At 30.5% G+C, this 13,591-nt stretch carries 13 protein-coding genes; all 13 read left to right on the top strand.

Going from position 1 to position 13,591, the window contains the following annotated elements; all coding sequences use genetic code 11:
• Positions 1–300: Cna B-type domain-containing protein (locus tag VJI94_RS07680; protein ID WP_324008917.1), on the top strand; the 300-nt coding region annotated here is incomplete at its 5' end.
• A 332-nt stretch (positions 301–632) separates the two neighbouring features.
• A complete protein-coding gene (locus tag VJI94_RS07675) occupies positions 633–2,063 on the top strand; it encodes a hypothetical protein (protein ID WP_324008916.1) in 1,431 nt (476 codons plus the stop codon).
• Between the two features lie 1,198 nt (positions 2,064–3,261).
• On the top strand, positions 3,262–4,080 hold the full coding sequence (gene modA, locus VJI94_RS07670) for a molybdate ABC transporter substrate-binding protein (protein ID WP_324008915.1): 819 nt from the start codon (positions 3,262–3,264) through the stop codon (positions 4,078–4,080).
• A 43-nt stretch (positions 4,081–4,123) separates the two neighbouring features.
• On the top strand, positions 4,124–4,789 hold the full coding sequence (gene modB, locus VJI94_RS07665) for a molybdate ABC transporter permease subunit (protein ID WP_324008914.1): 666 nt from the start codon (positions 4,124–4,126) through the stop codon (positions 4,787–4,789).
• 15 nt (positions 4,790–4,804) lie between these two features.
• Positions 4,805–5,848 carry a sulfate/molybdate ABC transporter ATP-binding protein gene (locus tag VJI94_RS07660; RefSeq protein ID WP_324008913.1) on the top strand — a complete coding sequence of 348 codons (1,044 nt, stop codon included), beginning with the start codon at positions 4,805–4,807 and terminating at the stop codon, positions 5,846–5,848.
• A 20-nt stretch (positions 5,849–5,868) separates the two neighbouring features.
• Positions 5,869–6,810, top strand: coding sequence for a GTP 3',8-cyclase MoaA (moaA, locus tag VJI94_RS07655; protein WP_324008912.1), 942 nt, complete (start codon positions 5,869–5,871; stop codon positions 6,808–6,810).
• A gap of 1 nt (position 6,811) precedes the next feature.
• Entirely contained in the window at positions 6,812–7,297 is a 486-nt protein-coding gene (gene moaC, locus VJI94_RS07650; RefSeq protein WP_324008911.1) for a cyclic pyranopterin monophosphate synthase MoaC, read from the top strand.
• Positions 7,297–7,728 (top strand): MOSC domain-containing protein, encoded by a 432-nt coding sequence (locus VJI94_RS07645; RefSeq protein WP_324008910.1) that lies wholly within the window; start codon positions 7,297–7,299, stop codon positions 7,726–7,728. Before moaC ends, VJI94_RS07645 begins: the two co-directional genes overlap by 1 nt.
• A 625-nt stretch (positions 7,729–8,353) precedes the next feature.
• Positions 8,354–9,358, top strand: coding sequence for an ABC transporter ATP-binding protein (locus tag VJI94_RS07640; protein ID WP_004832548.1), 1,005 nt, complete (start codon positions 8,354–8,356; stop codon positions 9,356–9,358).
• Entirely contained in the window at positions 9,358–10,293 is a 936-nt protein-coding gene (locus VJI94_RS07635) for an ATP-binding cassette domain-containing protein (protein WP_324008909.1), read from the top strand. The genes VJI94_RS07640 and VJI94_RS07635 overlap by 1 nt, the downstream gene beginning before the upstream one ends.
• 1 nt (position 10,294) lies before the next feature.
• On the top strand, positions 10,295–11,251 hold the full coding sequence (gene opp4B, locus VJI94_RS07630; protein WP_041954806.1) for an oligopeptide ABC transporter permease: 957 nt from the start codon (positions 10,295–10,297) through the stop codon (positions 11,249–11,251).
• Positions 11,252–11,267: 16 nt separating this feature from the next.
• A complete protein-coding gene (locus tag VJI94_RS07625) occupies positions 11,268–12,182 on the top strand; it encodes an ABC transporter permease (RefSeq protein WP_041954805.1) in 915 nt (304 codons plus the stop codon).
• Positions 12,183–12,426: 244 nt separating this feature from the next.
• Positions 12,427–12,858, top strand: a complete 432-nt coding sequence (locus VJI94_RS07620) for a hypothetical protein (protein WP_041954803.1) — start codon at positions 12,427–12,429, stop codon at positions 12,856–12,858.
• Positions 12,859–13,591 lie beyond the last annotated feature (733 nt).

Below are 13,591 nucleotides of genomic sequence, written 5' to 3'. Positions count from 1 at the left end.
AAGAAACTGGTTTTAACAAAAGCAAATAACTGGACAGGAAGCTTTACAGATCTTGACGAATACAAAGCGGGAAAGAAAATTGTTTATACAATCAAAGAAGAACCGGTTGGAAATGGATACAAGAGTGTTATTACAGGAAATGAAAAAGAAGGTTTTGTAGTAACAAACGTAAGGACACCTGAACAAAGAATACCAAAGACAGGAGCAGGAAGTAATTCAGCTCTATATACAGTATTATTAGGATTGTCAGGAACAGTTATATTTTCAGTATTTAGAAGAAAGAGAAAAGAAAACTTATAATATTTCTATATAAAAATCTTTTAAATAACAAGCTATAACAAAATAATATACAGCATAGAACGCTGTTGATAGGAGGACATCTAAAATCGAATAGATGTTCTCTTTTTTGTAAGGAAAAAAATTTACGTCAAAGTAATTTTAAAGAAAAGTTTCTGACACGTCATCTCGAGTTTGGTAGAACAGAGTTGATTTAACTCAAAATGATATATAGGAGAGAAAATATTCGTGAATAAATTTGTATATTAAAATTACAAAAAAGTCTCATATATAAATTGACAAGGATATATTTTTATGATACTATTTAAAAGAATAATTTTAAAAGGGGGATATTCATGAGAGTTAGTAATTTAACAAAAAGGTTTTCGGCATTTTTATTAACTTTAGCCGTTTCTGCGAGCATAGTTGCTACAAATGTTAAAGCCGAAGGATTTTCAGCTCAGGAATTAACTAAGACAACATCTTTCACTGTTGGAAACAAAGCTAAAGATGTTAATATTGAAAATTCAATCAAAGTAAATAAGGCTAATTTGAACAAAGATGAGAGAGGAATTTATATTGATTGGGAAATTGTTTCAAATGTTAATTCTGAGGGTGGAGGAGTTTATGCGCCTCTTGTTTCACCAAAAGGATGGAATAATCATAATTGGCATTCAATTTTACTTCCAAATTCTTTAAAAGATCCTGAAAATTTAAAGATAAATGGAGAAAAGCCAAAAGGACCTGCAACTGCTTTTTCATACGATATTAATTGGGAAAATGCTTATAAATTCAGAAAACAAGGTGAAAAAGATTTTGATAATGATATTGAAAGATTCTTCACAAAAGGTTCAGGTTCTAAATTAGGAGAATTGAATACATTAGCTAAAAATTCAAGATACATGATTTATGCAACTAACTTAGTAGGTAGAACAAAAGGTAAACCTGTTAAATGGACTTTTAGAACTTATATACAAGAAAGTTTTCTAAAAGATGCTCAAAAAAATTCTGTAAAATTGGCTATTTCTTATGCAGAAAAAGCTGGAGGAGAACGCACAAGAGTTAAAGTTGTTGAAGTAAAAATTAAGAATGTTATTGATTTCAATAAAAATACTACAAAATTTGGAGATAAAGAACAACAACATGAAAAAATCAGCGTTCTTGCAGGACAATCAATAGCTAATTCAACTGAAACAAATGCTAAAATTTCAGATAAGAGTTTGAAAAATTATAATTTTGAAGGTTGGAATACAAATGCTGATGGTTCAGGTACTAAGTTTACAAAAGATACTAAAATAACAAAAGATATGGAAGTATTTGGAAAATGGAAACCACTTGATGTCTTTGAAATAGAAGATGAACAAGTTATTCCTAAAACTCATGCAAAAGTAACTTTTAAACTTGGAGAGGGAGTAAAAAAAGGAAAAGTTAAAACTTATGCTGTTAAGAAGGGAACAGTTTTAGAACAAAAATATTTCCCAAATGTTGAACTTGAAGAAGGATATAAGGATTTGAAATGGACACCTGAAAAAAATACTGTAATTGAAAAAGATACTGTATTTGTTGCAAGTGCTACTAAAAAGGAATCAAATTCAAACCCAAACGGTGGAAATAATAAATCAAATGGTGAAAACGGAAAATCAAACGATAAAAATGAAATGTTAAAGCCGGAAGTTGGTAAAGAGAGTGGAAAAGCAAAATTACCAAAGACTGCAGTAGCTACTGGTTCATTAGCGATGGCACTAGTTAGTTTAGTTGGGTTAGGTTTAATAAAAAAGAGAAAATAGTTAATTTTAAAAGCAAGTTTTAAGCTTGCTTTTTTATTGTGAAACAACAAGGTTCCTGGGAACCCACCTGATGCGAAGCATCGTGGAAAGGTGGGGTTCTTATTTGTGAAAAAATATTCACGTCAAAGTTCTTTGCAAAGAGATGCCCATAACACGTCATCTTGAGCGAAGTGTAACGAAGTCGAAAGATCTCAACTATTGCTTGCTGGCAGGCAATAGTATTTCTGAAAGAAATAAAAAATAAAATTTCTATATGTATCTACGATACATTCACTTTTGCTAAAGCAAAAGTATGAGATTTCTCCACTATGTTTCGCTTTGCTCCACTTCGGTCGAAATGACGTATAATGGAAATAACTTCGGTTAGTAACTAGACGTTAGAAGTAAATAAATTTTAAATTGTCTCTATTAGATATAGTAGAAGATAAATATAGAAAAAATAAAAAATCATATAATTTTATTTAAAAATATATTATATAAACAAAATAATTCACGTCATAGGACTTTGCAAAGAAATATTCCCAACACGTCATCTTGAGCGAAGTGAAACGAAGTCAATCTAGCCCTAACTTTAAACAAAAGTAGGTCTGACGGGGGTAATTGTCTATAAAACAAAATAATTCACGTCACAATATTTTGCAAAGAAATACTCCCAACACGTCATCTCGACCGTAGTGAAACGGAGTGGAGAGATCTCAACTATTGCTTGCTAGCAAGCAATAGTATTTCTGAAAGAAATAAAAAATTTCTAAATGTATCTACGATACATTTACTTATTCTTGTAAACAAGAATAAGTATGAGATTTCCACAGTCGATTGTACTCAAATCAAAGATTTGAACAATCTTTGCGTCAGACCTACTATTGCTTGTAAACAAGCAAAGTTAGGGCTAGATTCACTTCGTTTCGCTTTGCTCCACTCCGGTCGAGATGACGTATAAGAGAATAGTCTTCGTTTAATAGCTAGACGTTAAAGGTAGATAGGCATCAAATTATCTTTATAAATATAGTAGAAAAAATATAGTAAAAAATAAAAAAATTATATAATTATTAAAAACCCCACACCCGCAATGGTTATTTTAGTAAAAAAACGTTCGATTATTTGCAAGATAACTAAAGATTAGTTATTGACTTATTTTCCATTAGATGTTAAAATTTATTTGACTGGAATAGGTCAAATAAATTTTAAGGAGTATTTTATGAAAAAATTATTAAGAGTATTTTTAGTTTTAACAATGATTTTCGGAATTACTGCTTGTTCTTCTAAACAAGTAGATAATAAAGAAACTAAAGTAGAAAAGACAGAAAAGAAAAAACTAAATGTTTTTTGTGCAGCCTCAATGACTGAAACTATGGAACAAATTAAAAAAGTATATGAAGAAAAACATAAAGATATTGAATTAGTTTATACTTTTGATTCTTCAGGAACTTTAAAGAAACAAATCGAACAAGGTGCTGATGCGGATATTTTCATTTCTGCTGCTCAAAAACAAATGAATGCTTTGGATAAGTCAAAGACTCCTGAAACTAATGTAGTTATTGACGAATCATCTAGATTTAATCTTTTAGAAAATAAGGTTGTTCTTGCTGTTGTAAAGGGAAATTCTTTAGGTCTTAAAGATTTTACAGATTTAACAAAGGCTGAAATTTCTAAAATAGCACTTGGAAACTCTGACGTTCCTGTTGGACAATATTCAGAAGAACTTTTGAAAAATTTAAAAATTTGGGATGAAATTCAAAAGAAAGTTACTTTCGGAAGTAATGTTAAGGAAGTTACAACTTGGATTAAAGAAGGAGTTGCAAACTGTGGTATAATTTATGCAACTGACGCTTATTCAGCAGGACTTGAAGTTGTTGCAACTGCAAAAGAAGGAATGATTAAGACTCCCGTTTTATATCCAGCTGCAATTATGAAAAATTCAAAAAACGCAAAAGAAGCTAAAGAATTTTTAGAATTCTTAAAAGGTGATGAATGTAAGGCAATTTTTGAAAAAGTTGGCTTTACAATGGCGAAATAATTTAAATAAAAATACAAAATAGTAATAAGAAAGGGAAGTGTTTATGGATCTTTATCCTCTTTTAAATTCGCTGAGAATTGCATTAATTTCTTCTGTGATAACTTTTTTTATCGGGATATTCTTAGCATATTATATTTCAAAACTTAATAGATTTGTAAGGGGAATTTTGGATGTTATCCTAACACTTCCTTTAGTATTACCACCAACGGTTATCGGCTTTTTCATTTTGAGATTATTATCTCCGAAAAGTGCAATAGGAAGTTTTTTCTTGGAAAAATTTTCAATAAGACTTGTTATGAATTGGTATTCTGCAATCTTTGCAACTGTAGTCGTAACTTTTCCTCTAATGTATAGAATAGCTAGAAGTTCTTTTCAAAATTTCGATATGAATTTAAAATATGTTGCTCAAACACTTGGAAAGAGTAATACTTGGATTTTTTGGAGAATTACTTTACCTAATTGTAAACAGGGTATTTTAGCGGGACTTGTTTTAAGTTTTGCAAGAGCCTTGGGAGAATATGGGGCGACAAGTATGGTTTCAGGATATACTCCGAAAGATACAGCAACAATTTCTACAACTGTTTATCAACTTTGGAGAACGGGAAATGACGCTTTAGCATATAAATGGGTGCTTGTGAATATTGTAATTTCATTTACAGTTCTTATCATTATAAATATGTTGGAAAAAAAGCGGTTAAAGATTAAATAAAAATTGGAGTAATTTATGATTTATGTTGATATTGAAAAAAATTTCGGAAAATTTAATTTAAGAACGAAATTTGAATTTGACAATGAAATAATGGGGCTTTTAGGAGCATCAGGAAGTGGAAAAAGTCTTACTTTAAAATGTATTGCAGGAATTGAAAAACCCGATAAAGGAAGAATTATTTTAAATGATAGAGTTCTATTCGACTCTGAAAAAAAGATAAATGTTTCTCCAAAAGACAGAAAAATAGGTTATTTGTTTCAAGATTATGCCCTTTTTCCTAATATGAATGTCTATGAAAATATTAAAGTGGGTATAAGAGAAAAAGAAAAATTTGATAAATTAATTATGGAAAAACTTGAAGAGATGAGAATTTCTCATTTAAAAGATAAAAGAATAAATGAAATTTCTGGTGGAGAAAAACAGAGAGTTGCTCTTGCGAGATTACTTATAAACAAGCCGGAAATTATACTTTTAGATGAGCCTTTTTCTGCATTGGACGACTATTTGAAATGGAAAATAGAATTGGAAGTTTCTGAAGTTTTAAGAAAATACAATATTCCTACAATTTTAGTTTCACATAGTAGGGAAGAAGTATATAGACTTTGCAATGAAATTTGTGTAATGTGCAAAGGGAAAAGCGAAGAGCTTATGCAAAAGAAAGAGCTTTTTAAAAATCCAAAAACTTTTTCGTCCTGTCTGATTTCTGGTTGTAAAAACTTTTCTGAAATTGAAAAGATTTCAGAAAATAGACTTAGAGCAAAGGACTGGGATGTTGAGCTTGAAACTAGCGATATGATTTTAAAAAATCATAAAGTTTTGGGAGTTCGTGCTCACTTTATCGAATTTATAAAATCAGAAGAAAACTCATTTGAAGTTGAAATAGATAAGGTTATTGAAGATGTCTTTACTTATATAATCCTAGTTCGTAAAAAAGGTGCAAGAAAATCCATAAGAGTTGAAGTGACAAAGGATATTTGGAAAAAGGTTGAAAACGAAAAAAATCTTTTTATAACTTTAAAAAAAGAAGATTTAATTTTGCTGGAAGAGAAAAATAATTAAAAATCGAGATAGGAGATTATATGAAAGATAGATTTGGAAGAGATATCACCTACCTTAGAATTTCAGTTACCGATTTATGTAATCTAAGATGCAAATACTGTATGCCCGAAAGTGGAGTTGAAAGTCTTTGTCATAGTGATATTCTATCCATTGAAGAAATTGTTGAAATAGTTAAAGTCGCATCGAAAAACGGAATAAAAAAAATTAGGTTAACAGGCGGGGAACCTTTGGTTCGTCGCGGTTTTATTAATTTGTGTAAACAGATTTCTGAAATTAATGAAATTGAAGATATTGCAATAACTACAAATGGAGTTTATCTAAAAGAGATGGCAGATGAACTTTTTGAAAATAAAGTTAGAAGAATAAATTTCAGCCTTGACACTTTGATAAAAGAAAAGTACAATGATATAACAAGGAGAAATGATTTTGATAAGACTATGGAAAGTCTTTTTTATGCTATAAAAAAAGGCTTTAAGGTCAAGATAAATGTTGTTCTAATCGGAGGCTTTAATGATGATGAAATAGAAGACTTTGTAAATTTAGCAAATGATTATGATTTAGAAGTTCGTTTTATAGAGCTTATGCAAATCGGAGAAACTGCAAATTGGAGTAAGGATAAATTTGTTTCAAATAAAATTGTTTTGGAAAAAGTTCCTGAATTGGAGTTTGACGGAGTTTCAGGAGTTGCAAAAATTTATAAAATAAAGGGACAAAAAGGTAGAATAGGACTCATAAGCCCTATAAGTTGTTCATTCTGTGAAGATTGCAATCGTATAAGATTAACAAGTGATGGAAAACTAAAACCTTGCCTACATTCAAAAGATGAAATAAATCTTAAAGGCTTGAGTGGAGAAGAACTTGAAGAAGTCTTTAAGAGAGGAATTTTTGAAAAACCTGAAAAACATCATCTTGAAGACGGAAAAAGTGAAAGTGCAAGAGATATGAATAAAATCGGAGGTTAAAATGGAAGAAAAAGTTTTAACTCATATTAATGATCAAGGCCGAGCGAAAATGGTCGATGTTGGAGAAAAAGAAAAGACTAAGAGAATAGCCAAGGCTTTTGCAAAAGTTAAATTAAATGAAGAAACTTTTAATATAGTTGTAAATGGAAAGGCTAAAAAAGGCGATGTTCTAGCTGTTTCTCAAGTCGCAGGAATTATGGGAGCAAAAAAGACTTCTGATATAATTCCAATGTGCCACCCGATAAATTTAGTTGGTGTTGACATTGAATTTAATATGGATTATGAAAACTTTGAAATAGAAATAATTGCCACAACTAAATGTGTCGGGGAAACTGGAGTTGAAATGGAAGCACTGTCAGCGGTTTCAATAGCAGCTCTAACAATATATGATATGTGCAAGGCAATTCAAAGGGATATTGAAATAACAGATATTAAATTATTGGAAAAATCAGGTGGAAAAAGCGGAGATTTTGTGAGGGTTAAGTAATGAAAGTTTTAGCAGTAAGTATAAGTGAAAGAAAGGGAATAAAAAAACATCCCGTAGAGTACATAGAATTAATTGAAGATTACGGAATAAACGGCGACGCTCATGCAGGAAAATGGCATAGACAAGTAAGTTTGCTTGGAGTTGAAAGTATGGAAGCTATGAAAGAAAAACTTCCTACACTTTCAGCAGGAGATTTTGCAGAAAATATCTTAACTGAAGGAATTGTCCTTTACAAATTGCCGATTGGAACAATCTTAAAAGTAGGAGAATGTACACTTGAAGTTACACAAATAGGAAAAGAATGTCATCTAGGCTGTGAAATAAGACATATTGTTGGCGACTGTGTAATGCCAAGAGAGGGAATTTTCACTAAAGTTTTAAAAGGCGGAAAGATAAAAGCCGACGATAAAATTGAAATCGTAGAAAAATAGAAATAGAGTATTTTAAACATATATGTTTTATAACAAAAACGGTATCTGGAGTGATTAGATGCCGTTTTTTGTAATTTACACAATTTTTATAAAAATTTAAGAAACGAATTTCATTTTATTTTTTGTTTCGGGTTAAAATTTTTAGATTTTACCTCGATTGGCTTTTTACAAGTTGTAAAATTATTCAAAATGATTTTTATTTTTGTAACAGATTAAATTGATATAAATTATTTGATGCTCAAGGGGATAATATGACAAAGTTGTGTTATTAAAGAGACTGTAATAAATAAAAAGAGAATTACGTTTTTTCTAAAAAATATAAAAAATGAATAAATATGCACTATTAAAATAGCTCATCATTTTGAACAATGAACTTTAAAAATGTTTTCAAGACACTTGATTATTCATTTTAAATATTGTATAATTATAATTGAATTTATAACATAGATACATTTATTGACAAAAATTGTTTTAATCTTAAGTTGATTTTTGTTTTATAAGGAATTATTTTTTAAATTTTTTATTCCTTTTCACTTTGATTTTTTATAAATATAGAGAGCTTTAAAATGTGTTTATGAATTTATAGAGAATAATACCAAAACACAAAGTTAGGGGGAGAGAATCTATGGATCAAAAAGAATTACTTTTGGAAATTAAAGATTTACACACAAGTTTTAGAATCCGTGATGAATATTTTGACGCAGTAGATGGCGTTGATATGAAATTATTCTCTGATGAAATACTAGCTATAGTAGGAGAAAGTGGTTGTGGTAAATCGACTTTGGCTACTACTATTATGGGTTTACATAATCCGAATTATACTCGTTCAACAGGAGAAATTTGGTTTGAAGGGAAAAATTTAGTAGGTTTGTCAGAAAAAGAATTTAATGAAATTAGAGGAGAAGGTATTGGAATGATTTTCCAAGATCCGCTTTCATCTTTAAATCCTTTGCAAAGAATAGGAAAACAAATCGAGGAAGGTTTGATTTATCATACAAAAATGAATGCTGAAGAAAGAAAAGCAAGAGTTTTGGAATTGATTGAACAAGTTGGTATTCCTAATCCTCCTCGTGTTGCAAGACAATATCCGCATGAATTGTCAGGTGGTATGAGACAAAGAGTTATCATTGCAATTGCTCTTGCTTGTAAACCTAAGATTATTATAGCGGACGAACCGACAACTGCACTTGATGTAACAATTCAAGCACAAATCTTAGACCTTTTGGTTGAAATTCAAAAGGAAATCAATGCCGGAATTATTTTGATTACTCATGATTTAGGAGTTGTTGCTCAGCTTGCAGACAGAGTTTGTGTAATGTATGCCGGACAAATAGTTGAAGAAGCACCTGTTTTAGAGTTATTTACAAACGCAAAACATCCTTACACTAGGAGTTTGTTGAACAGTATTCCTCAAATGGATGCAGATGATGAAGATTTGTACGTTATACAAGGTATGGTTCCTTCACTTAAAAACTTACCAAGACAAGGTTGTAGGTTTAAAGCCAGAATTCCTTGGATAAGTGATGAAGAACATGAAGAAAATCCTACAATGCATGAAGTTGAACCTGGACATTTCGTAAGATGTACTTGTTATAAGAATTTTCATTTTGATGAAAAGGAGGGTAATTAATGAGCTTTTTAGAAATTAAAGACCTAAAGGTTCACTATCCTATAAGAGGAGGCTTTTTCAATAAGATAATCGATCATGTTTTAGCTGTTGACGGTGTAGATATATTTATTGAAAAAGGAAAAACTTATGGACTTATAGGAGAGAGTGGTAGTGGTAAGAGTACTATCGGGAAAGCCATAATCGGTCTTGAAAAGATTACTAGTGGAGAAGTTATTTTTGACGGAAAAACTCTTACTAAGAAAATGGTAAGAAAAGACAAAGAGTTTACAAGAGATGTTCAAATGATTTTCCAAGATAATATGGCGAGTTTGGACCCTAAGAAGAGAGTTATCGATATAATTGCTGAACCTCTAAGAAACTTTGAAAAAATGACTGTAACAGAAGAAAGAAAAAGAGTTTTAGAACTTTTAGATATAGTTGGTATGCCGGGAGATGCACTATATAAATATTCATTTGAATTTTCCGGTGGTCAAAGACAAAGAATCGGTGTTGCAAGAGCTATAAGTTTAAATCCTAGACTTATCATAGCGGACGAACCGGTTTCTGCTCTTGACCTTTCAGTTCAAGCACAAGTTTTGAACTTTATGAAAAAAATTCAAAAAGATATGGGATTGTCATACCTTTTCATTTCTCATGACCTTGGAGTTGTAAAGCATATGTGTGATTACATAAATATTATGTACAGAGGAAGACTTGTTGAAAGAGGAACAAAGGAAGACATTTACAAAAATCCTCAACATATTTATACTAAGAGATTGATTGCGGCCATTCCGGAAACAGATCCTAGATTAAAAGAGCAATTAATTGCAAACAGAGTAAAAGTGGAACAAGAGTATAAAGAATTAGAAAAAGATTACTACGACGAAAATGGTAAAGTATTTGATTTAGTTAAACTTACAGATACTCACTATGTAGCAAAAAAGGAGGGAAAATAATATGTGGAAAACCGTGTTAAGAAGATTCCTTTTGATGATACCTCAACTAATAATATTAAGTATCATAGTATTTATTTTGGCTAAATTAATGCCTGGTGATCCTTTCACAGGGCAAATTACACCAACAACTGATCCTAATCAGATAGAAGCGTTGAGAAGAAAATTCGGATTCTATGATCCTTGGTACCAACAATACTGGAGATGGATTACAAATATGTTCCATGGTGATTTCGGTACAAGTTATGGATTTAAGATGCCGGTAGCTGCACTTTTAGGACAAAGAGTTGGAAATACATTTTGGTTATCACTACTTTGTGTAACATTATTATATGCATTAGCATTGCCTCTTGGTATTTTCTCGGGTAGATATAGCGGAAGTAAGTTCGATAAAGCTGTTACATTATATAACTTTGTAACTTATGCCATTCCGGGTTTCATCTTCTACTTGCTTATGATTTTGTTATTCGCTTACACATTACATTGGTTCCCATCATCAGGCTCAGTTGATCCGGGAGTTACAGGATTTGCTTATGTTATAAGTAGATTAAGACATATGATATTGCCTGCAATTTGTTATGCTTTAATTGCTACAACAGCAACAGTTCAATATTTGAGAAATGAAGTTATAGATGCTAAAGGTTCAGATTATGTAAGAACTGCAAGAAGTAAGGGAGTACCTATTGATAAGGTTTATTCACATCATATCTTTAGAAATTCTCTTTTACCGATAGCCGCATTCTTCGGTTTCACATTAACAGGACTTATTTCAGGTTCAGTATTTATGGAAACAATCTTTGGTTATCCGGGAATGGGAAAATTATTTATGGAAGCTATATTGTCAAGAGATTATTCAGTATTGACATCATTGATTATGATTTTTGGATTTATGACTCTGCTTGGAAGTTTGTTATCAGACATCATTATGAGTATAGTTGATCCAAGAATAAGAATAGAGTAGTAGGAGGAGTGATAAAATGAGTAAGAAAAAAGAAATGGAAAAAGATGCTTCCCTACATAATCAAGAAATTACACCAAGTGCTTTTCATGTAATCGTTAGGGAATTTAGAAAAGATAAATTGGCGACATTTTCACTTGCAGTATTGACAATAATAATATTGACAGTATTTATAGGAAGTTTGTTCTTCGACGTAGAAGAAGTAATGAAAGTAAATCTGATGAATTCATTTTTAAGACCGGGAGAAGAAGGATATCTTTTAGGAACTGACCAAGCAGGAAGACCTCTCTTGGGACAACTTTTCATCGGAACAAGAAATTCAATCCTTATAGGTGCATCAGTAACGATTTTAACTAATGTAGTAGGGATTATTGTAGGGTTGATTATCGGATATTATGGTGGTATCGTAGATAACATCATCATGAGAATTATAGATTTTATTCAAGTATTGCCTATACTTATGCTTATCATAGTATTCGTAACATTAGTACCTTCATACAATATGGTTACATTCGTATTTATAATGAGTGTATTCTATTGGGTAGGTATTGCGAGACTTGTAAGATCAAAAGCTCTTTCAGAAGGAAGACGTGATTATATAAGTGCTTCTAAGACAATGGGAACACCTGCTTGGAAGATAATGTTCGGTGGAATTTTACCAAATATCAGCTCAATTCTTATAATTAGTGCTATCTTAGACTTAGCAGGAAATATGGGAATTGAAATCGGACTTACATTCCTTGGATTCGGTTTACCACCTGGGGTACCTTCACTTGGAACTCTTATCAACAAGGCGTTAGACCCTACAATCTTAAGAGATAGAATGTATATCTGGTTCCCTGCATCAATGTTAGTACTTGTTCTAATGCTTTCAATTAACTATGCGGGACAAGCATTAAGAAGAGCATCAGATGCAAAACAAAGATTAGGTTAGAAATAATTTAATATTTATAAAATTAAGCGTAGGTATTTTTGCCTACGCTTTTTTGTGTAATAATAAATTTTATAATTATTTCTTAACATCAATATCTTAAATAAAAATATTTTAAAATATCATAAATTTTTTATCGGAAGAAAGTTTAAAAATATGTTTACAAACATTATTTAATATGTTATAATTAAACTACTATATCAGAATAATTAAAAGCTGTATAGAATTTTCTAAAGGAGGATTTGTTATGAAGAGAATTATTAAATACATTTTAGTCTGTTGTTGTATATTGACTTTATCAGGATATGTATATTCTGAAAGTACAACTTATGAAGAAATGAAATCTTTCACAAATAGAGATTATTTTTCTTATAAGGGCTACATTAGAATTTATTTAAATTCTACTGCTATAGAATACGACAGACAGGAAGACGCATTTAAAGTTGCGAAAAAACATGCGGATTTTATAGAAATAGATACAGAGGGTGAAGATGAAAAAGGAGCTTATTCGATTCCTAAACTATATTACAATCCTAGAATAATAGAGAAAAATGGCAAAAAATATATAACAGCAGATGGTATTCCTGAAGATATCTTAATAAAAAATAAAAATTTATTAGTTTTAGAGTCAAAAAAACTTGAATATGATTTTGTAGATATTTTTGGAAAAGAAAAGTAAGTAAATTACAGTATAATAAGAACCCCACCCTTCCACGATATTTCGCATCGGGTGGGTTCCCGGGAACCTTGTTGTTTCACAATAAAAAAGATGGGTGTTTCTTTTACATCCATCTTTTTATTGCAACAAAATTATATCAATGACAGTGAAAGATTTATTTATATTAAAATCAGGGAAGATTAAAAAAGAAAACTTGTACTGTCAATATGTAGAGTGTGGTAGCAAAGAAAAGGAAAACTTATGGGAGGAGTTTATTATCTTAAACACTACCACACAATTAATATATACCTTAAAAATATTTTTTGAAACACAAAAAAGTAGTTTAAAAAAATTTTTTTGTAAGATAATTTAGATAAGTGTTTTTTTAAAATTATGAGATTTCCACAGTCGATTATAGCCAAATCAAAGATTTGAACAATCTTTGCGTCAGACCCGCTATTATTTGTAAACAAAAGTAGGCTTGATGGAACGACTGAATAGAAAGTAAAATAATTAGATAAAATTATTATGTAAGTCTCTCAAAGTCCTATTTAGTATGATAGTTTCATATTTTATGTATCTACGATACATTTATATTTGCTTGTAAACAAGCAAATATATGAGATCTCTCCGCTGCGTTTCGCTTTGCTCCACTCCGGTCGAGATGACGTATAAGAGAGATAACTTCGTTTAGTAGCTAGACATTAAAGGTAAATAAACTTCATCTTTATAAATATATAAGAAAAAATATAAT

Source organism: Parvimonas sp. D9, from assembly GCF_035282565.1.
In the GTDB taxonomy this organism is placed as follows: domain Bacteria; phylum Bacillota; class Clostridia; order Tissierellales; family Peptoniphilaceae; genus Parvimonas; species Parvimonas micra.
This window is presented reverse-complemented; position numbering and strand designations above follow the sequence as displayed.

What these genes read in the sequence shown, in the direction of transcription:
- VJI94_RS07675 (WP_324008916.1), top strand. Translation starts at nt 633, where the DNA reads ATGAGAGTTAGTAATTTAACAAAAAGGTTTTCGGCATTTTTATTAACT.
- modA (WP_324008915.1), top strand. Translation starts at nt 3,262, where the DNA reads ATGAAAAAATTATTAAGAGTATTTTTAGTTTTAACAATGATTTTCGGA.
- modB (WP_324008914.1), top strand. Translation starts at nt 4,124, where the DNA reads ATGGATCTTTATCCTCTTTTAAATTCGCTGAGAATTGCATTAATTTCT.
- VJI94_RS07660 (WP_324008913.1), top strand. Translation starts at nt 4,805, where the DNA reads ATGATTTATGTTGATATTGAAAAAAATTTCGGAAAATTTAATTTAAGA.
- moaA (WP_324008912.1), top strand. Translation starts at nt 5,869, where the DNA reads ATGAAAGATAGATTTGGAAGAGATATCACCTACCTTAGAATTTCAGTT.
- moaC (WP_324008911.1), top strand. Translation starts at nt 6,812, where the DNA reads ATGGAAGAAAAAGTTTTAACTCATATTAATGATCAAGGCCGAGCGAAA.
- VJI94_RS07645 (WP_324008910.1), top strand. Translation starts at nt 7,297, where the DNA reads ATGAAAGTTTTAGCAGTAAGTATAAGTGAAAGAAAGGGAATAAAAAAA.
- VJI94_RS07640 (WP_004832548.1), top strand. Translation starts at nt 8,354, where the DNA reads ATGGATCAAAAAGAATTACTTTTGGAAATTAAAGATTTACACACAAGT.
- VJI94_RS07635 (WP_324008909.1), top strand. Translation starts at nt 9,358, where the DNA reads ATGAGCTTTTTAGAAATTAAAGACCTAAAGGTTCACTATCCTATAAGA.
- opp4B (WP_041954806.1), top strand. Translation starts at nt 10,295, where the DNA reads ATGTGGAAAACCGTGTTAAGAAGATTCCTTTTGATGATACCTCAACTA.
- VJI94_RS07625 (WP_041954805.1), top strand. Translation starts at nt 11,268, where the DNA reads ATGAGTAAGAAAAAAGAAATGGAAAAAGATGCTTCCCTACATAATCAA.
- VJI94_RS07620 (WP_041954803.1), top strand. Translation starts at nt 12,427, where the DNA reads ATGAAGAGAATTATTAAATACATTTTAGTCTGTTGTTGTATATTGACT.